We start from the raw sequence: 26,588 nt of genomic DNA on the forward strand, positions 1-26,588 counted from the left end.
GAGAAGATCATCATGAATGTTACCGTAAGAAAATACGAAGAAAAAGATCTTCCGGATCTGATCCGGATATGGAATGAGGTTGTAGAAGACGGTGTGGCTTTTCCACAGGAAGAATGCCTTAACGAAGAGACAGGAAAAGCTTTTTTGCAGAACAGACCTATACAGCTGCAGCAGTAGATGCGGAAAGCGGAAAAGTTTACGGACTTTACATCCTTCATCCGAATAATATCGGAAGATGCGGTCATATCTGTAACGCCAGCTATGCGGTAAGCAGAGATTCCAGAGGACTTCACATAGGAGAAAAGCTGGTATCCGACTGCCTGACCCGGGGAAAAGAGCATGGTTTTGGTGTCCTGCAGTTTAATGCGGTTGTGGCCTGCAATGTTCCTGCAAGACATCTTTATGAGAGACTTGGATTTACCCAGCTTGGCGTGATCCCGAAGGGGTTCCGTATGAAGGATGGACATTATGAGGATATCTGTCCGTATTATCATGAACTGTAAGAGAATTTTGAAAGGATTTTTAAATGAAAAATCTTCAGATCACTGCATACATGCAGCATTTTATACGGCACCAGGTCATGCCGGGAGACATCTGTATCGATGCAACAATGGGAAATGGCAATGACACGGCTCTGTTAAGCCAGCTTGCAGGAAAAAGGGGACGGGTTCTGGCTTTTGACATTCAGAAGCAGGCACTGGAACATACGAAGGAGCGACTGAAAAGAGATAACTGTCCGGAAAATTATCAGCTTCTTCTGGAGTCTCATGAGAATATGGATGTTTATGCAGAAGAAGAAACCGTGTCCTGCATCACCTTTAATCTGGGATATCTTCCCGGCGGAGACCATTCGGTGGCGACCAGAGCAGACAGCAGCAAAAGAGCGGTAGAAAGCGGACTTAAGCTTCTGAAAAAAGGCGGACTTATGACACTTTGCATTTACAGTGGCGGGGATACGGGATATCAGGAACGGGATGAGATGCTTGTGTTTATCCGTCAGCTGGATCCTCATAAATATCTGGTGATCCTGTCGGAATATGCAAACCGGCCCAATGATCCGCCCATACCGGTGCTGATCATCAAACTGCAATGAAGACATAAATCGGTTACTGTCCGAAATACAGGACACAGATCCTGGAGGGAGCTATCATGAATGATTACATATATTATTATCTGCTTGCAGTCAATATCCTGGTCTTTGTGCTTTTTGGAGTTGACAAGCAGAAAGCACGTCGTAATAAATGGCGGATCCCGGAGAAGACTCTGATCTTAAGTGCTGTCATCGGTGGCAGCGTCGGGGCGATCCTTGGCATGAGATTTTTTCACCACAAAACCCGAAAAGCCAGATTTGCAATTGGTGTACCGGTGATACTGCTGGTGCAGATTGGTGTGGTGTGCCTGGTACAGTGGGCGATGAAGTAAAACTATGAAGGCAATAACTATAAATGTAATAACCATAAATACAATACCTGTCTGAAAAAAACAAGACAGCTGTCACAGGACAGAGGAGAGACCAATACTCCACGCCTGGGGCAGCTGTTATTTTTTTCATAAAAGGATGCTCAAAAATTCCTTCTTGACAAATACTTTTATGATGATATAATTTGATAATCAAAATATTTTAAGATAAAAGATAATTCAGAGAACAGCAGTACAGATTTATACAGACTGATTTAAGATAGATATCATGGAGAAAAATATGACAGGTAAAATATGTGGAACCGGTTCGTGGGCACCGGACAGAGTGTGGGATAACAACGATCTGGCAAAGATGGTGGAAACCAGTGATCAGTGGATCCGGGAAAGAACCGGTGTGGTACAGAGACATATTGCAAAAGAGGACGAAGATACTGTGACGATGGCAGCGGGGGCAGCATTAAAAGCTCTGGAAGACGCAGAAATGAAGGCAGAAGAAATCGATCTGATCCTTGTGGCAACCATTTCTCCAACAGAGATCATGCCCTGTGTGGCATGTGGGGTGCAGGAGCGGCTCGGAGCGGAAAAGGCTACCTGCTTTGATCTGAACGGCGCCTGCACAGGATCTCTTCTGGCACTGAACACTGCGCAGGCATACCTGGCCCAGGGAATATATAGGAATGCCCTTGTGATCGGAGCGGAAAAACTGTCCGGTTTAACGGACTGGACAGATCGTGGCACCTGCATTCTTTTCGGGGATGGTGCGGGAGCAGTCGTGCTGAGAGCAGAAGAGGGTGGAAGCTATGCACAGGTAACCCATTCCATTGGAAAAAAAGGCGGTGCACTTACCTTACAGAGCAGAAATCAGATCCGTTATGAAAATGATCCGAAGGCAAAGGAAACCTACATACAGATGAACGGAAAGGAAGTGTTCAGCTTTGCCGTGAGCAAGGTACCGGAGGCTGTGAAGGAGCTTCTTTCCCGAGAGCAGGTTTCCTGTGAAGATATCAGTTATTATCTTCTCCACCAGGCAAATGAGCGCATCATCCGTTCTGCAGCAAGGCGGCTGGGCGAAGACATTTCCAAGTTCCCTATGAATATGGACAGATACGGCAATACTTCTTCCGCAAGTCTTCTTATCCTCCTGGATGAGATGAAAAAAAGTGGAAAACTGCAGCGGGGTGACAGAATGGTCCTTGCAGGCTTCGGCGGCGGACTGACGTACGGAGCAAGCCTGATCGAGTATTAAAGCCCCTGTTAATGAATTGTTAAAATAAGGCTACGTAGTGAATGCGGATGTTTTTATCCGCTTGATCCAAATAAACCGCGGATGCTTTTATCCGCTTGATTTAATTTTCCGGAGGTAAAAGATGAAAACAAAAGTTACAGAATTACTTGGTATTGAATATCCCATCATCCAGGGCGGTATGGCCTGGGTGGCAGATCATCACATTGCGGCAGCAGTATCCGAGGCAGGCGGCTTGGGACTGATCGCAGCGGCAAACGCACCGGCAGAGTGGGTGCGTGAGCAGATCCGTGAGGCGAAAAAACTGACAGATAAGACTTTTGGTGTAAACATCATGCTGATGAGTCCAAGTGCCGATGAGGTTGCGAAGATCGTAGTAGAAGAAGGGATCAAGGTAGTAACAACCGGTGCCGGAAGCCCGGAAAAATACATGGAAGCATGGAAAGCTGCCGGAGTAAAGGTGATCCCGGTTGTTGCATCTGTAGCTCTTGCAAGAAGAATGGAGCGCTGTGGCGCAGATGCAGTGGTAGCAGAGGGAACCGAGTCCGGCGGACATATCGGTGAGACAACCACTATGGCGCTGGTACCGCAGGTCGTGGATGCAGTAAAGATCCCGGTAATTGCAGCAGGTGGAATTGCAGACGGTCGTGGGATCGCGGCAGCCTTTATGCTGGGTGCAGAAGCCGTACAGATGGGAACCCGATTTGTGGCAACAGAGGAATGTCACGTACATGAGAATTACAAACAATTCCTTCTGAAAGCCAGGGATATCGACACAAGAGTAACCGGCCGTACCACAGGTCATCCGGTCCGTACCTTAAGAAACCCTATGACAAAGGAATATCTGGAGAAAGAAGCTGCAGGTGCATCCTTTGAAGAACTGGAAATGCTGACACTTGGTGGCCTCAGGAAGGCTGTTGTTGACGGCGATGTAAAAACCGGAAGCGTTATGTCCGGACAGATCGCAGGTATGGTAAAGGATGTACCGACCTGTAAGGAGCTGATGGCAAGACTGATCAGAGAGACAAAAGAGACTGTAAAGAAAAACAGTTTTTTTGTGGAGGAATAATAAATGGGAAAAACAGCATTCATCTTTCCGGGCCAGGGTGCACAGAAGGCCGGAATGGGAAAAGATTTTTATGAGAAATACGATACAGCAAAGGATGTTTTCGACTCTGCCGGTGAGTGGCTGGATCTGGATATGAAAGCACTTTGCTTTGAAGAAAATGACAGGCTTGACCTGACTGAATATACACAGGCTGCACTGGTCACTACCTGTCTTGCCATGGAGAAGGTGGTAGAGGAGATGGGACTTCATCCAGATGTAACTGCAGGATTAAGCCTTGGCGAGTACTGCGCTATTGAAGCTGCCGGCGGCATGGAGCTGAAGGATGCTGTTACTACCGTGAGAAAAAGGGGAATCCTTATGGAGCAGGCAGTTCCGGCAGGTAAGGGAAGCATGGCAGCAGTTATGGGAATGGAGACAGAGAAGATCGAGGAAGTGCTTGCAGACATTGCAGATGTAAGCATTGCAAACTACAACTGTCCCGGCCAGATCGTGATCACAGGCCTTGCGGAGGCAGTTGCGGAAGCCTCTGAAAAGCTGAAGGCAGCCGGAGGAAGAAGAGTGATCCCGTTAAATGTCAGCGGACCGTTCCACTCCGCAATGCTTGCCACTGCAGGAAAAGAACTGGGAAAGGTTCTGGAGGGTGTCACACTTCATGAACTTAAAATCCCGTATGTGACAAACGTGACCGCAGAGTATGTGGAAGATCCGGCGGAAACAAAAGCACTTCTGGAAAAACAGATTTCTTCTTCCGTGCGCTGGCAGCAGAGTGTGGAAAATATGATCCGTCAGGGAGTAGATACATTTATTGAGATCGGACCGGGAAGAACCCTTGCCGGATTTATGAGAAAGATCGACAGAAATGTAAAAGTATATAACATCCAGACCGTAGAAGATGCAGAGAAGGTCTGCCAGGAACTGGTATAAATATTGGAAAAAAAGATAAAGAATCAAAAATAAAGCAGGCATAGTGCAGCAGACAGAAATGCCAGGTAACAAATGCGGATCACGGATGACCGCATAACATCAGAAAGGAATTCATATGTCAGAGAAAAAAATCGCAGTTGTAACAGGCGGTGCACGTGGGATCGGGAAAGCCATCGCCCTGGAGCTTGCAAAAGCAGGAAACCTTGTAGTGATCAATTATAACGGCTCAGAAGAAAAAGCACGGGAAACAAAAGCAGAGATCGAGGCAGTCGGCGGCCAGGCAGATATCCTGCAGTGCAATGTGGCAGATTTTGATGCATGTGAAGCTTTTTTCAAAGCTGTTGCAGAGAAATACGGACGTGTTGATATCCTGGTAAATAATGCCGGAGTTACGAAGGACGGACTTCTCATGAAAATGAGTGAGGAAGATTTTTCCAGAGTTGTTGACATCAATCTGAAAGGAACCTTCAACTGCATCCGTCATGTGTCCAGAATGATGCTGAAGCAGAGAAGCGGCCGGATCATCAGCCTTTCATCGGTGGTAGGCCTTCGTGGAAATGCAGGACAGGCCAATTATGCGGCATCCAAAGCCGGGATCATCGGTCTTACAAAATCCGCTGCAAAGGAGCTGGCATCCAGAGGGATCACGGTCAACGCCATTGCACCGGGATTTATCAAAACAGATATGACGGACGTGCTTTCTGACAAAGTAAAAGAAAATATTGCGGCATCTATCCCCATGGGAAGCATGGGAACAACAGAAGACGTGGCAAAGGCAGCCGCATTTCTGGCATCAGACGGTGCACGTTACATCACAGGACAGGTACTTCGCGTAGACGGCGGAATGGCAATGTAAAGAAGGCTCCCCGGAGTCAGGAGGATAGATTGATGAAAAGACGAGTAGTAGTAACAGGACTTGGAGCAGTAACACCGATCGGAAATGATGTGGAAAGCTTCTGGAACGGAGTAAAAGAAGGAAAGGTGGGGATCGGACCGATCACCCGTTTTGATACGACCGGATACAAGGCAACACTGGCAGCAGAGCTTAAAGATTTTGTGGCAAAGGATCGCATGGATCCGAGAACTGCAAGAAGAATGGAGCCTTTTTCCCAGTATGCGGTAGCAGCTGCACTGGAAGCAGTGGAAAATTCCGGGCTTAAGATGGAAGAGGAAGATCCGTACATGGTAGGCGTTATCATCGGCTCCGGTGTGGGAAGTCTTCAGGCTACCGAGACCAATGAGAAGAAGCTTATGGAAAAAGGTCCTTCAAGAGTGGATCCGCTTCTTGTTCCGAAGATGATCACAAATATGGCAGCCGGAAATGTTTCTATCGCTACCGGCGCAAAAGGAAAATGCACCAACGTGGTAACGGCATGTGCGACAGGAACACATTGTATCGGAGATGCTTTCCGTGCCATTCAGTATGGTGATGCAGATGTAATGCTTGCCGGTGGTACAGAGGGAGCTGTCTGCCCTATCGGTATCGCAGGCTTTGCAAGCCTTACTGCACTGAGCACAAGTGAGGATCCGCTGCGTGCATCCATTCCGTTTGATAAAGACAGAGGCGGTTTTGTTATGGGCGAGGGTGCAGGTGTGGTTGTTCTGGAAGAGCTTGAGCATGCCAAAAAGAGAAATGCCAATATCCTGGCAGAGGTTGTGGGATACGGTGCAACTGCAGATGCTTTCCATATCACATCTCCGGCCGAGGACGGAAGCGGCGCCGCACGTGCTATGGAAAATGCCATGAAGGAAGCAGGTGTTGCACCGGCGCAGGTAGATTATATCAATGCACACGGAACCGGAACACATCACAATGACCTGTTTGAAACAAGAGCTATCAAGCTTGCGTTTAAGGACGCTGCCAAGGATGTAAAGATCAATTCCACAAAATCCATGGTGGGCCATCTTCTTGGCGCAGCAGGAGCTGTTGAGTTTATCGTATGCGTAAAATCCATTCTGGACGGATTTATCCATCAGACAGTGGGAACAACAGAAACAGAGGAGGAGCTTGATCTGAACTATATGATCGGCGCTCCGGCAAAACAGGAAGTTCGTTATGCAATGAGCAATTCCCTTGGATTTGGAGGACACAATGGAACATTGCTTGTAAAGAAGTATGAGGAGGACTGAAGCTATGGAATTTAACCAGATTCTTGAACTGATCGATCACGTATCTGCATCAGAGCTTACTGCCTTTACATATGAGACAGCAGATCTGACCTTAAGTATGGAGCATGGAAAGCCACAGATCATCCAGGGGGTTATAGGAGAAACTGTGGAAAACATTCCGGCAGTAGGAATGACCGGTGGAAAAGTCCGCAGGGCAGTGAATACAGCACCGGTGGCGGGCAAAGATCCTGTGGTACCGGCTTCAACAGATGAAATGGCAGTGACAGTGACAGGAAAAACTGTGGCAGAAGCACAGGGAGTGAAAGGTACTGAGCAGTCGGAAACCGTACCACAGAGCGGGGAAGATCAGACAGGCAGCCTGGTAACATCTCCGCTGGTAGGAACCTTTTATGCTGCACCGTCCCAGGATCTTCCGCCTTACGTTCAGGTGGGAGACAAGGTAAAAAAAGGCCAGGTTCTTGCAATCGTGGAAGCTATGAAGCTGATGAATGAGATCGAAAGTGATTTTGACGGCGAGATCGCAGAGATCTATGTGGAGAACGGACAGCCGGTAGAATACGGTCAGAAGCTTTTCCGTATCCGATAAGTACCTTCAGATCAGAATCAGAGAATAAGAAAAATTATTGTTTCAGGAGGATAGAGAATGAAGCATCTTGATGTAAAACAGATCGAGGAGATCATTCCACACAGACATCCGTTTCTGCTTGTGGACTATATTGAAGATTATGAGCCGGGTGAATTTGCTGTCGGATATAAATGTGTGACCTTCCGCGAGGATTTTTTTCGGGGACATTTTCCCCAGGAGCCGGTAATGCCGGGTGTTCTGATGGTAGAAGCGCTGGCACAGGTGGGTGCGGTAGCCATTCTTTCCCTGGAGGACATGAAGGGAAAAACCGCTTATTTCGGAGGCATCAACAAGTGTAAATTCCGCAGAAAGGTAGCTCCGGGAGACAAGCTCCGTCTTGAAACAAAGATCATCCGCAGAAAGGGTCCTGTAGGCATTGGTTCTGCAGTGGCATCTGTGGATGGCGAGGTTGCCGTAGAGGCTGAGCTTACATTTATGATCGGGTAAGGTGATTGTATGATTCGAAAGTTACTGATCGCCAACAGAGGCGAGATCGCGGTGCGTATTATCCGTGCCTGTAGAGAAATGGGAATTGCCACAGTGGCGGTTTATTCTGAGGCAGATGAGGAAAGCCTTCACACACAGCTGGCGGACGAAGCAATCTGTATCGGACCGGGACCATCTGCACAGAGCTATCTGAATATGGAACAGATCATCAGTGCAACCATGGTTTCCGGTGCGGATGCCATTCATCCGGGATTTGGCTTTCTTTCTGAAAATGCCAGATTTGCGGAGCTCTGTGAAAAATGCGGGATCACATTTGTGGGTCCTCCATCAAAGGTCATCCGTATGCTGGGCAACAAAAAAATTGCAAGAAGCACCATGATCGCAGCTGGTGTTCCGGTAGTTCCGGGCAGCGAAGGGGATGTGGAGGATATTGAAACCGGTCTTAAGGAAGCTGAGAGAATCGGTTATCCGGTGATCATCAAGGCAGCTCTTGGCGGCGGCGGAAAAGGCATGCGTGTGGCAAACACACCGGAGGAATTTCCGGAAGCCTATGCAACCGCCAGAAAAGAGTCTGAGATCGCTTTTGGCGACGGTACCATGTATATTGAACATTTCGTGGTAAATCCGAGACATATTGAGTTTCAGATCCTTGCAGACAGCTTCGGAAATGTGATCCATCTGGGAGAGCGTGACTGCTCCATCCAGAGAAATCATCAGAAGATGATCGAGGAATCTCCAAGTGCTGCAGTTTCTCCGGAATTAAGAGAAAAAATGGGTCATGCGGCGGTGACGGCGGCGAAAGCAGCCGGTTACGTAAATGCGGGAACGATTGAATTTCTTCTGGAACCGGATGGAAAATTCTGGTTTATGGAAATGAATACAAGGATCCAGGTGGAGCATCCGGTGACAGAGTGGGTAACAGGAATCGATCTTGTAAAAGAGCAGCTGAAGATCGCTTCCGGAATGCCTCTTGAGATATCACAGGAGGATGTCCGGATCCAGGGACACGCCATTGAGTGCAGGATCAATGCTGAAAATCCCCAGAAAAATTTCCGTCCTTCGCCGGGAACTATCCAGGGAGCGCATTTTCCGGGAGGAAACGGGATCCGTGTGGATACCTGTGTGTATAACGGCTGTAAGATCCCGCCATATTATGATTCCATGCTTGCGAAGCTGATCGTTCATGCAGGTAACCGGAAAGAAGCCATTGCAAAAATGCAGAGTGCTCTTGGTGAGGTGATCATTGACGGAATCGATACAAATATTGACTATCAGTACGAAATCCTGAAAGATGAGGATTATCAGTCCGGAAACTTTGACACTGGCTTTCTTGCCAGCCATATCATTGCGGGAGTGAAGATCAATGAGAATTAAGCACATGTTCAAAAAAACAGTCAGGGATATCCGGGGTGAAGAACAGGAAAACACTCCGGAGGTGCCGGATAACCTGATGCGTAAATGCAACGCCTGCAAAGCGGCGGTTTTTGTAGACGAGGTAAAGCAGAATCAATACATCTGTCCCCACTGCGGAAATTATTTCCATGTACCCGCTTATCGTCGGATCAAACTGATCGCAGATAGAAAGAGCTTTGTGGAGTGGGATGCTCACATGGAAGAACAGAATCCCCTTCAGTACAGAGGCTACGAAGAAAAGCTTCAGGGGCTTCGTGAAAAGACAGGGCTTGATGAGGCTGTAGTTACCGGAAAGTGTACTATAAAAGGGACACCTGTGGCACTTGGTGTTTGTGACTGTCGTTTTATGATGTCCAGTATGGGAGAAGTCGTGGGGGAAAAGATCACGCGGGCTTTTGAACGTGCCACAGAGGAGAAGCTGCCGGTAATCCTCTATATCTGTTCTGGCGGTGCCAGAATGCAGGAGGGCCTGGTTTCCCTGATGCAGATGGCAAAAACCAGTATGGCCATCCGGAAGCACAGCGATGCCGGACTTCTTTATGTGCCGGTCCTCACAGACCCGACAACAGGCGGCGTGACGGCAAGCTTTGCTATGCTGGGAGATATTATCCTGGCAGAGCCGAAAGCGCTGATCGGTTTTGCAGGTCCCAGAGTGATCGAACAGACCATCGGGCAAAAGCTTCCCAAAGGCTTCCAGAGAGCGGAATTTCTTCTGGAACACGGCTTTGTGGACAAGATCGTAAAGCGTGAGGAGCAGAGGATCGTATTGGCGGATATTCTGAGATTACATCAGGATAAAGTTCTGAATAATGTACAGTCCGATAATACGGACATTAAAAATAGGTTCAAGTCTGACAATCAGGAATCGATGAAAACTGTTGAGGAAGATAATAGGATCTGGCCGGACTTCGTCCCATCCGGAGATTTCACTCCCTGGGAACATGTCCAACTTGCCAGAGCCAAAACACGCCCTACAGGAAAGGATTACATCGAAGCGCTTTTTGACGATTTCATGGAATTTCACGGAGACCGTCACTGCGGGGATGATCCGGCAGTGATCGGTGGTGTGGCATTTTTCCACGGACAGCCGGTAACTGTCCTTGTACAGGAAAAAGGAGAGGGTACAAAGGAAAACATTACCCGGAATTTCGGAATGGTATCTCCGGAGGGGTACTGGAAATCCCTGCGCCTGATGCAGCAGGCAGAGAAATTTCACCGTCCGGTGATCTGCCTTGTAGATACGCCAGGTGCATTCTGCGGGCTGGAAGCAGAGGAACGTGGACAGGGTGAAGCCATTGCAAAAAATCTCTATACACTGGCAGGTCTCACAGTGCCGGTGCTTTCCGTTGTGATCGGTGAAGGCGGAAGCGGAGGTGCCCTTGCCTTGGCGGTGGCAGATGAGGTATGGATGCTGGAGCATTCCGTTTATTCCATCCTGTCCCCGGAGGGCTTTGCCTCCATTCTCTGGAAAGACAGCAAAAAGGCAAAGGAAGCAGCAGCAGTGATGAAGCTCACAGCTGCAGACCTTTACCAGATGGGGATGATTGAGCATGTGATTCCGGAAGCAGAGCCTGTAAGCCGTGAGAACATAAATGATATTGCAGGTTATCTGGAAAACGGAATTGCGGATTTTCTTGAGAAATATGGCGAAGAAGAGCCGGAGAAGCTTCTGGAACATCGCTATGAACGTTTCAGGAAAATGTAGAAGTAATAAGTGCAGTGATTTTGTAGCCCGCAAAGTAAAAATCCAGTGGAAAAAATGCCATATTTATGTTACGATGGCTTCATAAACAGAGAACCGGAGAAGCTTTTTTGCTCCGGAGAAACAGGAGCGGGTAGAGTGGACAATCGGGAAGTTATAAATGACGTGCTGGTGAATCTGTTCAATGAGATCCTCCGACTGGAGGAGGAAGCCATCATCACAGATAAATATAAAGATATTTCCAACAATGATATGCACATTATCGAGGCTGTAGGCCTTGGAGGGGGGAACATGTCCTCCATTGCAGCCAAGCTTAAGATCACCGTAGGCTCCCTCACAACATCTATGAACAGTCTTGTAAAAAAAGGCTATGTGAAGAGAGAGCGAAGTGAGAAGGACCGGCGTGTGGTATTTATCCAGCTTACAAATAAGGGACGTATGGCATATCATCATCATGCGGAGTTTCATAGGCAGATGACAGAAGCGGTGATCGCAGAGCTGAATGAGAATGAGACAGAAGTGCTGGTAAAAGCACTGGACGGACTGCGTAAATTTTTCAGACAGTATCACGAACAATGAAGAAATGTATAATAAAAGCATCCGGATCGGTAATAAAGGACAATTACCGATCCGGATGCTTTTTGCATAACAGGCATTTTCGACACGGACATTTATTGAAAATGATATTAAATGTCGCCTTTGTTTTTGTGATACGAGAGTTTATTCGTCCCAGCCATCCTGGAAGCGGATATTTACAGAGATATTGCGGACAACGTCTCCTTCCTGAAGCTCCAGATCGCTCTCATCGGAAACCGGAGGAAGCTTTCCCTCAAATTCCATAAGCTCTGTGTAGATCCAGTCGTATGCAGCTGCATTGGCATTTTCGATGGCATCATCCAGCGTGTCACCGTTGGCTTCACAGCAGGCAAGATCCGGAAAAAAAGCATTGTATTTTTTGTCCTCTGTGGGACGGAAAACTGCGGGATATATAAATTTCATAGGTAAGATTCCTTTCTTTTTTAAAATGAAGTGATCCGTGTAATACCACGAATATGGATAGTTTTACCTGACCTAGTACAGCGAATATTAAGTAACCGCCATATTGACTTGTCTGATTTTTCATCTGCTGCGTTGTCGTCAATCGTCGTAGCCACCGCTACGCCTCATTCCTCCGCCTTGCAGATGAAGAAATCATCCTGCGTCAATATGGCAGAAACTTAATTTTCGCTGTACTAGTAAGTATATACTAATTTCAGAATGAGGGCAAGCGAGTTCATGATCCAATGAAAGATCTAAATAAGAACAGCAGAGTTTTTGGGATGCTATAATCAGAAAATTGTCGTATATAAGTAAAAATGATAGATATATAAAACTTTTTATCCTTGTATGTAGGAAATATAGATGCTATACTGTGTAATACAGAGTATGAACGGGGGTTCGAAAGACCTGACGGGAGGCACAGCTATGATTTATACAGCTTTGACGAAAAAAGCTATGAAGGTGGCATACGAGGCACATCATGGACAGACAGATCGAAGCGGGACACCTTATATCTTTCATCCATTTCATGTAGCGGAGCAAATGGATGATGAACTCAGTGTATGTACGGCACTTCTGCACGATGTGATAGAAGATACAGAGATCACATTTGAGGATCTTACCGGAGAATTTCCGGAAGAGGTTGTGGAGGCATTACGTTGTCTTACAAGAGATAAGAATATGAATTATTTCGATTATATCCGGAAGCTTCGGAAGAATCCGATCGCAAAAAAAGTGAAGCAGGCTGATCTGCTCCACAATTCTGATGTAACACGTCTTTCTGACTGCGAAAATATGTCTACTGAACAGATATCACGGCTGCATGGAAGATATAAACGGGCTTTGGAGATACTTCATGATGCCAGGTGATATTATTTTCGCACAAGTCATTTATTGACTTTTATTCAGTTTTTTCATGCGCATGATCCACACAAAATATCCGTGACCTCAGATATTATTGTGGATCTTCTTAGTGGAAGTATGGATTTCTTGCATTGATCTCTATGTAGCATTTGATCGCATATTTGATAAATTCTATGATTTTTTTCATTTTATTTTCCTCCTCTTTTCTTTAACTTACAAATGCATTATAATAAACTCTCGGAAATATTACGTGCCAAAAACACAGAAAAAGTAGTCAAATATTGCGGAGAGAAAAATCCATGTTTCCAGTATACGAAGAAAAAAAGAAGAATCTCCATATTCATCTGCGGACCTTAGCCCATGCTTCACCCCATCTTCATAACTCCATAGAGTTTATCGATATCACAGAGGGAACTCTGGAGCTTGGTATGTGACAGGAACTTTATCATATGGAAGAGGGAGATTTTGCAGTGATCTTTCCGGATGTGATCCATCACTATCAGGTGTTCTCTCCGGGAGAAAACAAAGCAGTCTATCTCTGGGCAAAGCCGGTATTGATTGGTCAGTTTGCGGATATCATCCAGAACAGCTGTCCGGAAGACCCGGTTATAAAAAAGGAGCAGGTGCATCCGGATATTCTAAATGCGGTACGGTGTCTCAGGGCAAACCGCAAGGAGAAGGATGATAATCTTGCAGTGGAACAGGCGTATGTGCAGATCCCGGGATTTGAAAGTCAGAGGACTTTTAACCGGGTATTCCGGGAACGGTACCGGATGACACCAAGAGAATACAGAACATTATATAAGGAAAAATATTTACGAGAGGAACAGACATGATCACAGTAGAGCTGGAACATTTCAGCCTTGATAAAATATGCGATTCCGGACAGTGCTTCCGGATGAGAAAGCTTGGAGACGGACATTTTTCCATGGTGGCGGGAGACCAGTATCTGGAAATGTATCAGAAAGACGGAGTGGTGGATTTCTGCTGCTCTCAGGAGGAATTTATCTGTTACTGGGTGCTGTATTTTGATCTGGATACGGATTATGAAGCTTACATGAATGCTGCTAATCCACGGGATAAATATCTGGGTGCCGCAATAAAGGCAGGAGACGGGATACGGATATTAAGACAGGATCTCTGGGAAATGATCGTTACGTTTCTGATATCTCAGCAGAACAATATCAAGCGTATCCGCAAATGTATCGAAACCATCTGCCGGAAGTACGGAGAGCGAAAAAATTCATCTGCAGGTGTGGAATACTACGCTTTTCCGACTGTAGAGGCGCTAAGTCAGGCAACGGAAGAGGAGTTAAGAGGATGCGGCCTGGGATACCGGGCAAAATATATCGCAGTAACGGCCAGGACCATTGCATCCGGTCAGATCTCTCTGGAAAAAATCTATGATATGCGTTACCCTCAGGCAAAGAAGGAGCTGATGAAGCTCTGTGGTGTGGGAGAAAAGGTAGCTGAATGTATCTGCCTGTTTGCACTGCATCATATGGATGCTTTTCCCATAGATACCCACATCCGTCAGGTCATGGACGTGCATTACAAAAGAGGATTTCCCAACCGCAGATACAGAGGAATGCGTGGGATCATGCAGCAGTATATTTTTTACTATGACTTGTACTCATAGACTGCGGATGCTATCATAGGTGAAAATAAAGGAAAAATCCACGGAGGAAAAAGTAATCAGAAAATATTTACTGCGATTGAGACAACCACGTATAAAAAAGAAAGAAAACAGATATTATATCCGGGGCTATAAGGGAACGGAAGTGATCATCCGTACAGATCATGAGATCCTGAAGAGGATTGCCTATAGGCGTACCTGCGTGAAACAAGTCTGCATTCCTGGAAGATATGAAACAGAAACAAAATATATCTATACAAGAAAAGAAAACAGAAGAAGCCGACCAGTCATAGTTCCGGGCATTCCGACCGGGAGAGAAACGGCTATGCCACGTGCCGTGCGGACAGTGCTCCATGCTCTTTCCTATGGCGGGATCGAAGTGGAGGCTTCCAGAAAGCTGGCAGATCTTAAGAAGATGGATCCTATGAGAATCTTTTACAGGACACTGGATGCGGAAGTTTATAACGGAGACTATAAAGTGCCGATCCGTCTGTTTTTTCCAACAGAAGAGGACATGGAAAACGGTGCCGCCTCCGGAAAAAAACCACCGGTGATCCTGTTTTTCCATGGCGGTGGCTGGGTTACGGAAAGTGTAGAGAATTATCAGCGGGTTTGTGCCAGAATGGCACAGTCTACCGGCCAGATCGTGGCGTCTGTTGAATACAGGCTGGCACCGGAATACCGTTTCCCGGTGGGACTGATGGATTGTTATGTAGCTGCGAAGACTTTTTATACCAATCGTTTTCTTCTGAATACGGATCCGGATCGTATCACCATTATGGGAGATAGTGCAGGCGGAAATCTGGCAGCGGCTGTATGTATGATGGCCAGAGACCGCGGAGATTTTTTTCCAAAAAAACAGATCCTTATTTATCCGGCACTGAACAACTGTTATACGGAAGACTCTCCCTTTGAATCCGTAAAAACAAACGGAACCGGTTATCTTCTCACAGCGGAGAAGATGGAAGATTATCTGAAATTCTATGAGAGTTGTCCAGAAGACAGGAGGAATCCCTATTTTGCGCCGATCCTGGAGAAGAATTTTCGAAATATGCCGGATACACTGATACTTACCGCTGAGTTCGATCCTCTTCGGGATGAAGGTGAGGCATTTGGTGAAAAACTGAAGGAAGCGGGAAATCGTGTGGAAGTGCACAGGATCGCAGGTGCGTTTCATGGGTATTTTGCACTGGGGATCAAATTTCTGCATGTGCAGGAGAGCTTTGCATATGTAAATCGTTTTCTGGAAACAGAGGAACAGGAAGAAGGAAAGCATCATGAAGAACGAATATGCACAGTGGAGAAAACTTGACAATGCGGCGCTGGCGTTCCCGGCGGTGACAGGAAAGAATGACACCAGGGTATTTCGTTTTTACTGTGAACTGAAAGAAGAGATAAAAGAAGAAAACCTGCAGGAAGCCCTGGAGAGGACACTGGAAAAATATCCTCTTTTCCGTGCAGTTTTAAGAAAGGGACTGTTCTGGTTTTATCTGGAGAGACGTGATATTCCGGCAGTGGTAAAGAAAGAAGCAGGTGCACCCTGCAGCGGACTTTATATTCCGGACAAAAAAACGCTTCTTTTTCGGGTGAGCTATTATAAGAACAGGATCAATTTCGAGGTATTTCATGCGCTGACGGATGGAACGGGAGCCATGCATTTTCTGATGGAGCTGGTGAAAAATTATCTTCAGGAGACGCACCCATCCGCAGAGCTTCCGGAGCTTTTTCCGGATGAAAACATTACGGGCAGGGATATGGAGGAGGACAGCTTTTCCCAGTATTATTCCTCCGACGCGCCAAGAAAGAGAGAGTCCAAGAAGCCTGCTTTCCAGTTAAAAGGCGAGAAGCTCAGGCAGGAGGATATGAATATCACGGAAGTCTGTGTTCCGGTAAAAGAGATCCACGCCCGTGCAAAAGCGGCCGGTGTATCGATCACGGTTTTTCTTACGGCAGCACTTATCTGGGCGATCCATGAAGAAGTACCTCAGAATCAGGCGAAAAAGCCCATTGGTCTGATGATCCCGGTAAATTTGAGAAATTATTTTCCGTCCCGGTCTATGGCAAATTTTTTCGGATGGATCGAGATCAGCTGTTATTTTCAGCCTGATACAGCCTTTGAGGATATTCTGAGATCCGTAAAGGAGCAGTTTGCAAAGGAACTGAGTAAGGACGTGATCGAAGCAAAGCTGAATGACCTGGTAAGCCTGGAGAAAAATCCGATCCTGCGACTGGTACCACTGGAAATCAAAACCCCGTTCCTTCTTGCCGGGACGACTCTCGGAGGGAGGTCTATCACGGCGATCTATTCCAATGTGGGGATCATCCGGATGCCGGAGGAATATCGGAAATATATTCAGAGATTCGGACTTTTTGCAAGCACGGACAGTCTGCAGCTGTGTTCCTGTTCTTTTGGAGATGAGATGGTTTTAAGCTTTACGTCCAAGATCCCCAATGGAAATATTGAGCGGAATTTTGTGGAGAGACTGAAAAATGAGCAGGTATCCTGTACAATTCGGGAGAATGATCTTCCGGGACAAAAAGAGGAGCAGAAACAGCAGATGAAGCTTTTTGAGAGCTTTACATTTCTGTGTATTGTGCTGGCTGTGGTATGTAATCTGATCGATTATCTGCTGGATGGTCATATAGGCTGGGCCTGGTTTGTGACTGCAGGGGCGTTCTGCACCTGGCTGATGGTTTCAGTGGCTTATGTGAAGCGGCGGAATCTTCTGAAGAATGAGATGTGGCAGCTGGTGATCGCAGCTGTTGCAGGAGTGCTTTGGGATGTGTTTACCGGCTGGCGTGGCTGGTCTGTGGATTATCTGCTTCCTCTGGCTGCGCTTGCTGTGATCTGCTCCATGTGGGTGATCACTGCGGTACAGAAGCTGGAGGTGGCGGAATATATGATCTATCTTCTGGAAGCAGGAGCTTTCGGAGGAGTGATCCCTGTGATCCTGTTGGCTGCCGGTGTGGTAACGGTGCTGTATCCGTCGCTGATCTGTATATGCGTCAGCTTTCTGATGCTGGTATGGCTGTTCCTGTTTAAGAGGAAAGATATGGTGCGGGAGATGCAGAAGAAATTCCGTGCATAGAAAATAAAAATAACCGTCGATCTGCAGAGGACTTTTTGAAAATCTGTCTGCAGACCGGCGGTTTTTTGATCAAATCAAGGGAGTCTCCTGCAGGGTTGCGAAAAGCAATAAGCAGTGGGGGAAACTTGTCCGATGTTCGGAGATTAGAATCCGAAGTCCTCATAGTCCTCCGGTGTGAACTTATGATAGATCATATGCTCACCCTCCAGAGACAGACAATACCGGTAGTCATCCGGGATCCCGTCTTCGAAATATACGAGATAATCAAATCCGGTTCCGGTTGTTTTTTCCACGTGTACATGTTCGGAATAAGCATGAAAAACGTCCATCACTTCATCCAGAGTACAGCCATGACGGGCAACCGTGCCTATAAAGCGTACCAGAAATTCACTCGGCTTCCGGTTTTCGTGAACGTAGTCCGAGGCCTGAGGCGGCAGGGTGATGCAGAAACGCCCGTTTTTGGAAGAAGCTGTTACTTTTCCAAGACGGTCACAGGTATGATCTGAGAATTCTTCCATTGCATGCTGCATTTCTTCTTCCGTAAGCTCTGTGCCAAGAAGGCGGTTCAGAGACTGCAGCGGATAATAAAAACGGGTAACTCCGCTCATGTATCCGATCTTTACCTGTTGTTCCTGGATCATATCCAGGAGATTATTTTCCAGTTTTTTGAAATTCATTATGTTTTTCCTTTCCGAGGTCTGAAGGTTTATTGAACTGCATACATTCAGATCCCATTTTTTTCGCAGATATCATTGAGACAGCAGCGGTCACAGTAAGGCTTTGTCCGCGCTGTACAGACTTCTCTTCCATGATTGACAAGACGGTGGCAGAGATCATTGCCTTCTTCCGGAGGTATGATCTTCCAGAGAGCCATTTCCACCTTTTTCGGATCCTTCATGTCATGGACAAGGCCGATGCGGTTGGAAAGGCGGATACAGTGAGTATCTGTTACAATGGCAGGCTTGCCGAATACGTCCCCCATGATCAGGTTTGCGCTTTTTCGGCCCACACCGGGAAGCTTCAGAAGTGCGTTAAAGTCTTCCGGCACCTTGTCGTGATACTGTTCGTGGAGAATGCGCATACAGGCGCTGATGTCCCGGGCTTTGCTTTTTCCAAGGCCGCAGGGACGTACAATGGCTTCGATCGCTTCCGGCTCTGCTGCTGCCAGGGCTGCCACATCCGGGTATTTTGCATAGAGATCCTGAACAACTACATTGACCCGGGCATCGGTGCACTGAGCTGCCAGACGGACACTTACAAGAAGCTTCCAGGCATCATCATAATCCAGTGTACAGTCTGCATCCGGATATTCCTTTTTTAAACGGCTGATAACTTCATAGGCCAGTTCCTGTGTTGTCATTTGTATATGAACCATCCTTTCAATTTCGGTTATATTACTGAATTACTACAGCCAGGATGATACCACAGCATTCGGAGAATTACAAGGTGGACAGGAGTACAGAAGCAGTGTGTGGCATTTGGGAATTTTATCAGCAGAGCAATTTTGGGAATCCCCCCCAGGGGCTTGTTAATACCCTGACAATTTGGTACATTAAACGTGACCTGTGAGGGACCTGAGCTCCCTCACGTGAATAGAAAAGTGCGGAGGAATCAACGTGGAAAAACTTCTCGATGAAATCGAATCTTACTGGAGCACCCGTACAGAAGGGTACTCCGAAGTGAATCATAAAGAGCTTGCAGGAACGCAGAAAAACGCATGGCTTAAGGTGCTGACCAGTCAGTTTCCGGACAAACCCAAGGAAGAGATCCGTATCCTGGATATCGGAACAGGCCCCGGATTTTTTCCTGTGATCCTGGCAGAAGCCGGATATCATGTAGATGCAGTGGATTATACGGAAGGAATGCTGGAAAAGGCAAAGGAAAATGCAGGAGACCTTTGCCGGAATATCCGCTTTTTGAGGATGGATGCACAGAAGCTGGATTTTGAGGATAATACCTTTGACGTGGTCATTTCCCGAAATCTTACCTGGAATCTGGAGCATCCTGATGTTGCTTACAGAGAGTGGGTCCGTGTACTGAAGGTAGGAGGAAGACTTCTGAATTTTGATGCCAACTGGTACGGTTATCTTTATGAGGAAGAGCAGCGTAAGGCCTACGAAAACGACCGGAAAAATGTGGAAAACAACAGCCTGGATGATCACTATCTCTGTACGGATATTGAGCGCATGGAGCGGATCGCCCTCCAGGTACCGCTGTCAAAGATCAGTCGTCCCCAGTGGGATGTAAAAACTCTCCGAGAAGCAGGACTTCTTGGGATCCGCACAGACACAGAAATATGGAAAACGGTCTGGAGTGAGGAGGAGAGATTAAATTATCAGTCCACACCAATGTTTATGGTAACTGGTGTAAAGCCGGATCATTTCCTGAATCTTCCGGTTGCGGCAGGAGAAAAAACAGAAGGCTTTCTTGAGCTCGGAGATGGAGAATTTGTCCTTCCTGCAACTATCATCCGTGGAAAAGATCCTGGAAAAACCGTTCTCGTCACAGCAGGTCTTCATGCAGGAGAGTATGTGGGGATCCAGACCCTGATCGAGCTGTCGAAACGGCTGAAACCGGAAAAGGTAAAGGGCCAGCTGGTTCTGGTAAAGGTGCTGAACCGGGAAGACTTTGAGAAGCGTGCAGGCAGCATCAGCTGGGAAGACGGAAAAAATCTGAACCGTGTTTTCCCTGGCAGAAAAGATGGCACAAAAATGGAACGACTGGCAGCGGCCATCACAGAATCCCTGATCCGGAAGGCAGATTATTATATCGATCTTCACGGCGGTGATGATTATGAGGAGCTGACTCCGTATGTATATTTTGCAGGCGTGGCAAAGCCGGAGATCGTGGAAGCTTCCCGAAAAATGGCAGAGCAGGTTGATGTCCCATATATGGTACAGTCAAATGTGAGCACAGGCGGCGCCTACAATTATGCGGCAAGTACCTTCCATATTCCGGCGGTCCTTCTGGAACGCGGCTGTATGGGAACCTGGGAACGGGAGGAAGTGGATTCCATGCGAAGAGATGTAAGAAATATCCTCTGCAGCATCGGAGCCTATAACGGAATCCGTTCTCACAGTACGTACTATCCTCTGAAAATGGATGATGTGCGTTATCAGTGCGCCAGTGTCAACGGTCTCTGGTACCCGGTGAAGAAACCAGGCGATATCGTTCATCAGGATGAGTATCTTGGAGAGATCCGTGATTATGAGGGAAATGTACAGGAAATCTGTCGTGCAGACATGGATGGTGTGATCCTTTATCAGGTATCAAGCCTTCAGGTTGTGGAAGGCGGCCCTGTGATCACCTACGGAAATATCGTAAGAGAAAAAGACGAGCGAAAAACAAGGATCGCCCAGTACTGGACCAGGCGCAGCGACAGCTTTCTGGAACAGAGAAGAGCAGAGCTTCACAGTGCACTTGCAGGCCGCTGGATGGCTGAGCTTAAGAAGTATCTGCCTGAGAAAAAGAATCTCCGGATCCTGGATGTAGGCTGCGGAACCGGATTTTTTACCATTCTTCTTGCAAAGGAAGGCCATCAGGTAACCGGGATCGATCTGACGCCGGATATGATCACTCATGCAAAGGAGCTGGCGGAGGAAGAAAAAGCAGACTGCCGGTTTATGGTGATGGATGCAGAAGCTCCGGATTTTCCGGATGAGGAATTTGACGTGATCGTATCACGAAACCTTACCTGGACACTTCCGGACGCGGAGCATGCTTATCAGGAATGGTTCCGCGTACTGAAACCGGGCGGAGTGATGATAAATCTGGATGCAAACTACGGAGCAGCAGACTTTGCGGACACTGCGGATCTTCCGGAGAATCATGCTCATCATCAGATCCAGGATGAGCTGATGCAGGAATGCGAGGATATCAAGCGGCAGCTGCCTATCAGTTCTTTTCTGCGTCCGGCATGGGATCTGGAAACGCTGAGCCGTATAGGTGTGGAAGAATTTTCCTTTGACCTTGGTATCAGCAAACGTATTTATACAGAAAAAGACGAGTTTTACAATCCGACCCCGATGTTTTTGATCTTTGCAAAGAAACAGAGGTAGGATCATGCTCAATATAAAACAGATACAGTATTTTGCAGCCTGTGCCAAAACAGGCTCCTTCAGCCAGGCAGCAGAACTGCTTTTTACCACGCAGTCAAATGTAAGCAAGGTGATCCGTTCCATGGAAGACGATATGCGTACCCAGCTGTTTGTCCGTCATGCAAAGGGCATAGAGCTGACACCGGAAGGAGAGCGTGCATATATCCATGTGCAGAGGATCCTGGAAAATATAGATGAACTGGAAATGCAGGCACAGCCACTTGCAAAAAGCAGCCTGTGTGTATGCTTTCATCCCAGCTCCTGGTTTGCGGATACCTTCGTAACGTATTATGAAGCACATAAGTGCGATGATCTTCATTATCAGGTTTACGCAGCAGATACCCATGAGATCATAAAACGTGTGAAAGCCAGACAGGATGATATGGGATTCGCCTATGTGATGCAGAATCAGCTGGCAGCGTTCCAGTATTTTCTTTCCCGGAATTACCTGGAATTTGAGCTGCTGACGGAAACCGAGGTAAATATTTATACCGGGAAAGGGAAAGCAGATGAGGGAGATTTTAATATGTCCCAGCTCAGGCTGATCCAGAGATTTCCCGATGAATTTTCCCCGGATAATTACCGGAACCTTGTAGAGGAAAACGGTCATTCCGCAGTGGAGGCAGAGACTGTAGTCGTAACAAACAGTGATTATATCGTGGAACGTCTTCTTGGGTCCGGAGAGTTGTGTAATATCAGTGGTGCGGATCTTTCCGGCCGTGATCCGGGATATTCCTCCGTGAAATATACATTTCCGGGAGAAGGCCAGAAACTTGTTTACGGGTGCATCTGCCGGAGAGGTGAAGAGCTCAGTGAACAGGGAAAGGATTTTCTGGGATTCGTGAAGGAAAGACTTCAGATTTCCGGAAAGTGATAAAAGAATAAAGCAAAAGACCAGACGGGATTTTTCTGCACGGGACACAGGTTCCTGATACAGAAAAGTCCCGTTTTTTATATGGAATACACATCCATGCCAAACCCGACTGTCCAATATCCCCGTACCGGGGTTGTCCGAAAGCTGTTAAATGATAAAATAATATCAGCAGCACACTCCTCGTGCTGAATATAAAAACACTGTGATGCACATAACCTCCGCGCACTCCTATTTGTGCATACAAATGTTTTGTCGAATAATAACACGACCCTTTCAAAAGCAGTTATGGTTTTGGATGCCATAACTGCTTTTGAAATATGAACACAAATCGCTCCACGATTTGTGTTCATGAGCATGCAGCAGAGCGGAATGCGAATGTCTGCCTTACTGTCTTACATGTAAGTAAAGGGAAGTGGGAAAGGAAAATTATGAACAAAGAAAATAAACTGGTCATCCGGATCCTGAAACGGATCCTTCTGCTTGCAGTGGTTATGTTTCTGCTGTCTGTGGTGGTGTTCTGGCTGGCGAGACTGGCGCCGGGAGATCCCCTGCAGTCCTTTTACGGAGATTCCCTGGAAATGATGACCAGCGAGGAAGTGGCGGCGGCCAGAACGAGACTGGGACTGGATCAGGGGATCGGGGTACAGTATGTAAGGTGGTTTGCCAATGCAGTCCATGGTGACTTCGGATTGTCGCTGAAATACAGGCAGCCGGTTATGAATGTGATCAAACCGCTGATCGGAAATACTCTGGTGCTGGGAGGAATCGCTTATATTGTGATCTTTATACTGGCAGTTCTGATCGCCATATTCTGTACGCTCCATGAGGATCAGTGGATCGACCGGCTGATCTGCAAGATCGGAACAGCAGCCTATTATGTGCCGGCTTTCTGGCTTGGTGTGGTACTGATCCTGATCTTCAGTGTAAATCTTGGATGGTTCCCAAGCAGCGGTGCCTATGATGTGGGAATGGCAGATAGTATCGGCAATCGTATGAAGCATATGATCCTTCCGCTGGTAGTAATGATCTTCAGCCATCTCTGGTATTACGCATATATGATACGTAACAAATTTCTGGATGAGGTGCGGAAGGATTATGTACTTCTTGCCAGATCCAAGGGACTTTCCAAAAGAAAGATCCTGTGGAAGCATTGTCTTCGAAATGTATTGCCGACGATCGTGAGTATCATGGCAGTTTCGGTACCCCATGTAACCGGTGGGACTGTAACTGTGGAAGCTGTTTTCAATTATGCGGGAATTGGAAACCTTGCAGTGGAATCTGCAAAATATCACGATTATAACCTGCTGATGATCGATGTGCTGATCACGGGATTTATCGTATTTTTAAGCAGCTTTGTTGCACAGACTGTCAATGAAGAGATCGATCCAAGAATGAAGGATTCGGAGGTGAGGGTATGGTAGCTGACCGGAAACTTTCAGAAGCTGAGCTTTTTCAGGTAGTTGGTGCCGGGTGGAAGCAGCATGAATCTGAAAAACGAAAAAAAACATTTCAGGAAAAGCTGAAGGGGAAACCGGTATTTTCCATGTTCCTGCTTTTTCTGATCGTTTTGGGCTGTGTATTTGCAAATGTTGTTGCAAATCATGATCCCTCAGGTTTTTATCTCCAGAATCTGAATACACCGCCGGGAAAGGAATTTATCTTTGGAACGGATTCGCTTGGAAGAGATATTTATTCACTGATCTGGTATGGCGGACGGGTTTCTCTGGTGATCGGGCTTCTGGGAGCTGCGATCATTACTGTGATCGGTGTTACCTACGGATGCATCAGCGGAACAGCAGGGCCAAAGGTGGACTCGGTTCTGATGCGGTTTACGGAAATGTGCGGAAGTATTCCGACGCTTCTGCTGATCCTGATCCTGTCAGCAGTCCTTCAGGCCGATGATGTGATCAGCATATCTGTGATCATCGGTATTACCGGATGGTTTGCACTGGCCCGTATTGTAAGAAGTGAAGTGCGGCAGATAAGGAACAGTGATTATGTGATGTATGCAAGACTTTGCGGAGGAAGTTTTGGATATGTGATGTATCACCATCTGATACCGAATTTTGTTTCGGCGATCATGTTTGTGGTGATCTCTTCGATAAGCAGCTGTATTACCATGGAATCTACATTAAGCTTTCTTGGCCTCGGGCTTCCGGCAAATGTAGTCTCCTGGGGAAGTATGCTCTCACTGGCAAATAAAGCACTGATCATGAATACCTGGTGGGTGATCGTGATCCCAGGAGTTTTTCTGGTCATTACTTTAATGTGCATTACCAGTATGGGAAGCTTTGTGAGAAGTGAGGTAAATAATCATTACAGCAATCTCTGATGCAGTCAGAAAAAATATTTGGACGCAAACCGTGATAAAACATTCCGAGGTGTAGATAACCGGTTTGAAAATAAGGAAAGATGAGGAAAACAGAATGAAAAAGAGAACAGGAATCAACTATGGAAGAAAATATGCGGCGATAACACTGGCAGCAGTGACCGCAGCATGTACAGGAGCATCGGCAGGTAGTGCGGTAAACGTAGCTGCGGCAGAAGAAAACAAAACTCTGGTATATGCAGGTGAGTCAGAAAGTACGATCAATCCCCTTCTGAATAACCATGATGAACTTCCGGATCTTATTTTTTCAGGACTGATGAAATATGATGCCAATGGAAAGCCGGTAGAGGATCTTGCAGAGAGCTATACCTTTGACAAGGATACCAATACCTATACTTTTAAGCTTCGAGAGGGTGTTAAGTGGCATGATGGAGAAGATTTTAATGCAGAGGATGTTGTATACACCTATAAGGAGCTTACAGAGGATGAAACCCTGGGAGTCAGCATCACCAGCAACTATCAGGACATCACAAGTATTGAGGCACCGGATGATCAGACTGTGATCTTTACACTGGATCAGTATGATGCTGCCATGCTGGATTACTTTACCATGGGAATCCTTCCTGAGCATCTTCTGGAAGGAGAGGACGTGAATACCACATCCTTTAACCAGAATCCAGTGGGAACAGGCCGTTATAAATTTGAAGACTGGGATGCTACCGGCGGAATGATCACACTGAAACGAAATGAAGATTATTACGGAAAGGTTCCGAGTATTGAAACCGTTGTATACCGTACAGTATCGGATGAGACTACAAAGGCAACCATGCTCCAGTCCGGCGAGGCGGATCTTGCATGGCTGAATTCCAACTATGCTTCTCAGTTCAAGGATAAGGACGGATATAATTACTGGGAGTTCACCACAGCAGATTACCGTGGAGCTGCCATGGATATGAGCACAGATTTCTGGAAGGAAAACGGAGATTCCATCGGCGTTCTGAATTATGCGCTGGATAAGGAGTCCATTATTGCAGGTGTTCTTGCAGGACAGGGAGAGCCGGCATACAGCCCGATCCAGAGAAACCCTCTCGGAACAGATAAGGAAGCCAATATCTACTCCTATGATCTGGATACCTTTACAAAGAAGATGGAAGAGCTGGAATGGAAAAAAGGTGATGATGGGATCTATGAGAGAAACGGACAGAAATTCCACTTTACCATCCAGGTACGTGATTACGAAGAAGAGCGTGTGGATATTGCCAATGTCATGTCTGATATGCTGAAGCAGGCTGGTGTGGAAATGGAAGTAAAGCTTGTTACCAAATTTGACTGGGATGCAGGATACAATGGATTTCTTGCCGGCTATGCAACACAGTTTGACCCGGATATGGCATATGTAAACTTTGTAACCGACGCAAGTGGAAACAACATGCATTATTCCAATGCAGATGTGGATAAATATCTTGAGGAAGGCCGTCACGGTGAGACTGAGGAAGCCAGAAAAGAAGCATATAGTGAATTCGAAAAGGCATATGCCAAGGCACCTGGAATCCTTCTGGTTGCTTATCTTCAGGGAGATTATGTAGGCGTTTCCGGACTTGACGGACTGGATACCACACGTGTTCTGGGACATCATTCCGTAGGTGTTATGTGGAATATTGAAGACTGGACCATTACAAAATAAGGAAA

26 protein-coding genes and 1 pseudogene are annotated in these 26,588 nt (G+C 46.8%); 24 read left to right on the top strand and 3 right to left on the bottom strand.

Going from position 1 to position 26,588, the window contains the following annotated elements; genetic code table 11:
* Positions 1–12: 12 nt before the first annotated feature.
* The 13 genes and pseudogenes from DW694_RS00605 (at position 13) to DW694_RS00665 (ending at position 11,551) form a co-directional block, all read left to right on the top strand.
* Positions 13–503, top strand: a pseudogene (locus tag DW694_RS00605) (N-acetyltransferase).
* A 23-nt stretch (positions 504–526) separates the two neighbouring features.
* Positions 527–1,093 (top strand): class I SAM-dependent methyltransferase, encoded by a 567-nt coding sequence (locus tag DW694_RS00610; protein WP_118752383.1) that lies wholly within the window; start codon positions 527–529, stop codon positions 1,091–1,093.
* Positions 1,094–1,149: 56 nt separating this feature from the next.
* Positions 1,150–1,422 carry a DUF1294 domain-containing protein gene (locus DW694_RS00615; RefSeq protein ID WP_118752384.1) on the top strand — a complete coding sequence of 91 codons (273 nt, stop codon included), beginning with the start codon at positions 1,150–1,152 and terminating at the stop codon, positions 1,420–1,422.
* Between the two features lie 277 nt (positions 1,423–1,699).
* Positions 1,700–2,665 (top strand): beta-ketoacyl-ACP synthase III, encoded by a 966-nt coding sequence (locus tag DW694_RS00620; RefSeq protein WP_015525537.1) that lies wholly within the window; start codon positions 1,700–1,702, stop codon positions 2,663–2,665.
* 121 nt (positions 2,666–2,786) lie between these two features.
* Positions 2,787–3,731, top strand: a complete 945-nt coding sequence (gene fabK, locus DW694_RS00625) for an enoyl-[acyl-carrier-protein] reductase FabK (protein WP_118752385.1) — start codon at positions 2,787–2,789, stop codon at positions 3,729–3,731.
* A 3-nt stretch (positions 3,732–3,734) separates the two neighbouring features.
* Positions 3,735–4,655, top strand: a complete 921-nt coding sequence (gene fabD, locus DW694_RS00630; RefSeq protein ID WP_092071748.1) for an ACP S-malonyltransferase — start codon at positions 3,735–3,737, stop codon at positions 4,653–4,655.
* Between the two features lie 115 nt (positions 4,656–4,770).
* Positions 4,771–5,511: a 3-oxoacyl-[acyl-carrier-protein] reductase gene (fabG, locus tag DW694_RS00635; protein ID WP_118368502.1), complete on the top strand. Its 741-nt coding sequence runs from the start codon at positions 4,771–4,773 to the stop codon at positions 5,509–5,511.
* A 32-nt stretch (positions 5,512–5,543) separates the two neighbouring features.
* Entirely contained in the window at positions 5,544–6,785 is a 1,242-nt protein-coding gene (gene fabF, locus DW694_RS00640; RefSeq protein WP_015525541.1) for a beta-ketoacyl-ACP synthase II, read from the top strand.
* A gap of 4 nt (positions 6,786–6,789) precedes the next feature.
* Positions 6,790–7,371 (top strand): acetyl-CoA carboxylase biotin carboxyl carrier protein, encoded by a 582-nt coding sequence (gene accB / locus DW694_RS00645; RefSeq protein WP_118368501.1) that lies wholly within the window; start codon positions 6,790–6,792, stop codon positions 7,369–7,371.
* Positions 7,372–7,428: 57 nt separating this feature from the next.
* Positions 7,429–7,857 (top strand): 3-hydroxyacyl-ACP dehydratase FabZ, encoded by a 429-nt coding sequence (fabZ, locus tag DW694_RS00650; RefSeq protein ID WP_015525544.1) that lies wholly within the window; start codon positions 7,429–7,431, stop codon positions 7,855–7,857.
* 9 nt (positions 7,858–7,866) lie between these two features.
* Positions 7,867–9,231, top strand: a complete 1,365-nt coding sequence (locus tag DW694_RS00655; RefSeq protein ID WP_092071743.1) for an acetyl-CoA carboxylase biotin carboxylase subunit — start codon at positions 7,867–7,869, stop codon at positions 9,229–9,231.
* Entirely contained in the window at positions 9,221–10,975 is a 1,755-nt protein-coding gene (locus tag DW694_RS00660) for an acetyl-CoA carboxylase carboxyltransferase subunit alpha (RefSeq protein WP_118368500.1), read from the top strand. The genes DW694_RS00655 and DW694_RS00660 overlap by 11 nt, the downstream gene beginning before the upstream one ends.
* Positions 10,976–11,110: 135 nt before the next feature.
* The gene (locus DW694_RS00665) at positions 11,111–11,551 is read left to right on the top strand and encodes a winged helix DNA-binding protein (RefSeq protein ID WP_022427168.1); all 441 of its coding nucleotides are present in this window, start codon (positions 11,111–11,113) and stop codon (positions 11,549–11,551) included.
* A 141-nt stretch (positions 11,552–11,692) separates the two neighbouring features.
* On the opposite strand, the gene DW694_RS00670 is transcribed toward DW694_RS00665, so the two are convergent.
* On the bottom strand, positions 11,693–11,971 hold the full coding sequence (locus DW694_RS00670) for a type II toxin-antitoxin system HicB family antitoxin (RefSeq protein WP_015525547.1): 279 nt from the start codon (positions 11,969–11,971) through the stop codon (positions 11,693–11,695).
* Positions 11,972–12,436: 465 nt separating this feature from the next.
* Between DW694_RS00670 and DW694_RS00675 the strand changes: the two genes are divergently transcribed.
* From DW694_RS00675 to DW694_RS00695, 6 genes are all read left to right on the top strand, one after another.
* Positions 12,437–12,880 (top strand): HD domain-containing protein, encoded by a 444-nt coding sequence (locus DW694_RS00675; RefSeq protein WP_022427167.1) that lies wholly within the window; start codon positions 12,437–12,439, stop codon positions 12,878–12,880.
* Between the two features lie 293 nt (positions 12,881–13,173).
* Positions 13,174–13,308, top strand: a complete 135-nt coding sequence (locus tag DW694_RS17400) for a hypothetical protein (RefSeq protein WP_021652783.1) — start codon at positions 13,174–13,176, stop codon at positions 13,306–13,308.
* 15 nt (positions 13,309–13,323) lie between these two features.
* The gene (locus DW694_RS00680) at positions 13,324–13,710 is read left to right on the top strand and encodes a helix-turn-helix domain-containing protein (RefSeq protein WP_021652784.1); all 387 of its coding nucleotides are present in this window, start codon (positions 13,324–13,326) and stop codon (positions 13,708–13,710) included.
* The gene (locus DW694_RS00685) at positions 13,707–14,513 is read left to right on the top strand and encodes a DNA glycosylase (RefSeq protein ID WP_021652785.1); all 807 of its coding nucleotides are present in this window, start codon (positions 13,707–13,709) and stop codon (positions 14,511–14,513) included. Before DW694_RS00680 ends, DW694_RS00685 begins: the two co-directional genes overlap by 4 nt.
* Before the next feature lie 19 nt (positions 14,514–14,532).
* A complete protein-coding gene (locus DW694_RS00690; protein ID WP_353615786.1) occupies positions 14,533–15,822 on the top strand; it encodes an alpha/beta hydrolase in 1,290 nt (429 codons plus the stop codon).
* Positions 15,788–17,599 carry a DUF6320 domain-containing protein gene (locus DW694_RS00695; protein ID WP_118752387.1) on the top strand — a complete coding sequence of 604 codons (1,812 nt, stop codon included), beginning with the start codon at positions 15,788–15,790 and terminating at the stop codon, positions 17,597–17,599. Before DW694_RS00690 ends, DW694_RS00695 begins: the two co-directional genes overlap by 35 nt.
* Positions 17,600–17,742: 143 nt before the next feature.
* Here the strand turns inward: DW694_RS00695 and DW694_RS00700 are convergent, their stop codons facing one another.
* Together DW694_RS00700 and nth are read right to left on the bottom strand one after the other, a co-directional pair.
* On the bottom strand, positions 17,743–18,276 hold the full coding sequence (locus DW694_RS00700; RefSeq protein ID WP_118752388.1) for a DUF3877 family protein: 534 nt from the start codon (positions 18,274–18,276) through the stop codon (positions 17,743–17,745).
* Between the two features lie 47 nt (positions 18,277–18,323).
* A complete protein-coding gene (gene nth, locus DW694_RS00705) occupies positions 18,324–18,959 on the bottom strand; it encodes an endonuclease III (RefSeq protein ID WP_022427162.1) in 636 nt (211 codons plus the stop codon).
* 256 nt (positions 18,960–19,215) lie between these two features.
* On the opposite strand from nth, the gene DW694_RS00710 reads away from it, so the two are divergent.
* The 5 genes from DW694_RS00710 (at position 19,216) to DW694_RS00730 (ending at position 26,583) form a co-directional block, all read left to right on the top strand.
* A complete protein-coding gene (locus DW694_RS00710) occupies positions 19,216–21,657 on the top strand; it encodes a methyltransferase domain-containing protein (RefSeq protein ID WP_118368496.1) in 2,442 nt (813 codons plus the stop codon).
* Positions 21,658–21,661: 4 nt separating this feature from the next.
* A complete protein-coding gene (locus DW694_RS00715; RefSeq protein ID WP_118752389.1) occupies positions 21,662–22,570 on the top strand; it encodes a LysR family transcriptional regulator in 909 nt (302 codons plus the stop codon).
* Between the two features lie 428 nt (positions 22,571–22,998).
* Positions 22,999–23,991, top strand: a complete 993-nt coding sequence (locus tag DW694_RS00720) for an ABC transporter permease (RefSeq protein WP_118752390.1) — start codon at positions 22,999–23,001, stop codon at positions 23,989–23,991.
* Complete coding sequence (locus DW694_RS00725; RefSeq protein WP_118752391.1) at positions 23,985–24,902, top strand: ABC transporter permease; 918 nt, start codon at positions 23,985–23,987, stop codon at positions 24,900–24,902. Before DW694_RS00720 ends, DW694_RS00725 begins: the two co-directional genes overlap by 7 nt.
* A gap of 94 nt (positions 24,903–24,996) precedes the next feature.
* Entirely contained in the window at positions 24,997–26,583 is a 1,587-nt protein-coding gene (locus DW694_RS00730) for an ABC transporter substrate-binding protein (RefSeq protein WP_118752392.1), read from the top strand.
* The last annotated feature ends 5 nt before the right edge of the window (positions 26,584–26,588 follow it).

Source organism: Ruminococcus sp. AM26-12LB (assembly GCF_003480785.1).
GTDB lineage: Bacteria > Bacillota > Clostridia > Lachnospirales > Lachnospiraceae > Blautia_A > Blautia_A fusiformis.

Excerpts from the sequence above, each read along its gene's own strand:
- DW694_RS17400 (WP_021652783.1), top strand. The coding sequence starts at position 13,174 with ATGTTTCCAGTATACGAAGAAAAAAAGAAGAATCTCCATATTCATCTG.
- DW694_RS00680 (WP_021652784.1), top strand. The coding sequence starts at position 13,324 with ATGGAAGAGGGAGATTTTGCAGTGATCTTTCCGGATGTGATCCATCAC.
- fabZ (WP_015525544.1), top strand. The coding sequence starts at position 7,429 with ATGAAGCATCTTGATGTAAAACAGATCGAGGAGATCATTCCACACAGA.
- DW694_RS00670 (WP_015525547.1), bottom strand. The coding sequence starts at position 11,971 with ATGAAATTTATATATCCCGCAGTTTTCCGTCCCACAGAGGACAAAAAA.
- DW694_RS00655 (WP_092071743.1), top strand. The coding sequence starts at position 7,867 with ATGATTCGAAAGTTACTGATCGCCAACAGAGGCGAGATCGCGGTGCGT.
- DW694_RS00615 (WP_118752384.1), top strand. The coding sequence starts at position 1,150 with ATGAATGATTACATATATTATTATCTGCTTGCAGTCAATATCCTGGTC.
- DW694_RS00675 (WP_022427167.1), top strand. The coding sequence starts at position 12,437 with ATGATTTATACAGCTTTGACGAAAAAAGCTATGAAGGTGGCATACGAG.
- DW694_RS00700 (WP_118752388.1), bottom strand. The coding sequence starts at position 18,276 with ATGAATTTCAAAAAACTGGAAAATAATCTCCTGGATATGATCCAGGAA.
- fabD (WP_092071748.1), top strand. The coding sequence starts at position 3,735 with ATGGGAAAAACAGCATTCATCTTTCCGGGCCAGGGTGCACAGAAGGCC.
- DW694_RS00695 (WP_118752387.1), top strand. The coding sequence starts at position 15,788 with ATGAAGAACGAATATGCACAGTGGAGAAAACTTGACAATGCGGCGCTG.
- DW694_RS00620 (WP_015525537.1), top strand. The coding sequence starts at position 1,700 with ATGACAGGTAAAATATGTGGAACCGGTTCGTGGGCACCGGACAGAGTG.
- DW694_RS00685 (WP_021652785.1), top strand. The coding sequence starts at position 13,707 with ATGATCACAGTAGAGCTGGAACATTTCAGCCTTGATAAAATATGCGAT.
- nth (WP_022427162.1), bottom strand. The coding sequence starts at position 18,959 with ATGACAACACAGGAACTGGCCTATGAAGTTATCAGCCGTTTAAAAAAG.
- DW694_RS00725 (WP_118752391.1), top strand. The coding sequence starts at position 23,985 with ATGGTAGCTGACCGGAAACTTTCAGAAGCTGAGCTTTTTCAGGTAGTT.
- fabK (WP_118752385.1), top strand. The coding sequence starts at position 2,787 with ATGAAAACAAAAGTTACAGAATTACTTGGTATTGAATATCCCATCATC.
- DW694_RS00720 (WP_118752390.1), top strand. The coding sequence starts at position 22,999 with ATGAACAAAGAAAATAAACTGGTCATCCGGATCCTGAAACGGATCCTT.
- DW694_RS00730 (WP_118752392.1), top strand. The coding sequence starts at position 24,997 with ATGAAAAAGAGAACAGGAATCAACTATGGAAGAAAATATGCGGCGATA.
- fabF (WP_015525541.1), top strand. The coding sequence starts at position 5,544 with ATGAAAAGACGAGTAGTAGTAACAGGACTTGGAGCAGTAACACCGATC.
- accB (WP_118368501.1), top strand. The coding sequence starts at position 6,790 with ATGGAATTTAACCAGATTCTTGAACTGATCGATCACGTATCTGCATCA.
- DW694_RS00660 (WP_118368500.1), top strand. The coding sequence starts at position 9,221 with ATGAGAATTAAGCACATGTTCAAAAAAACAGTCAGGGATATCCGGGGT.
- DW694_RS00715 (WP_118752389.1), top strand. The coding sequence starts at position 21,662 with ATGCTCAATATAAAACAGATACAGTATTTTGCAGCCTGTGCCAAAACA.
- fabG (WP_118368502.1), top strand. The coding sequence starts at position 4,771 with ATGTCAGAGAAAAAAATCGCAGTTGTAACAGGCGGTGCACGTGGGATC.
- DW694_RS00610 (WP_118752383.1), top strand. The coding sequence starts at position 527 with ATGAAAAATCTTCAGATCACTGCATACATGCAGCATTTTATACGGCAC.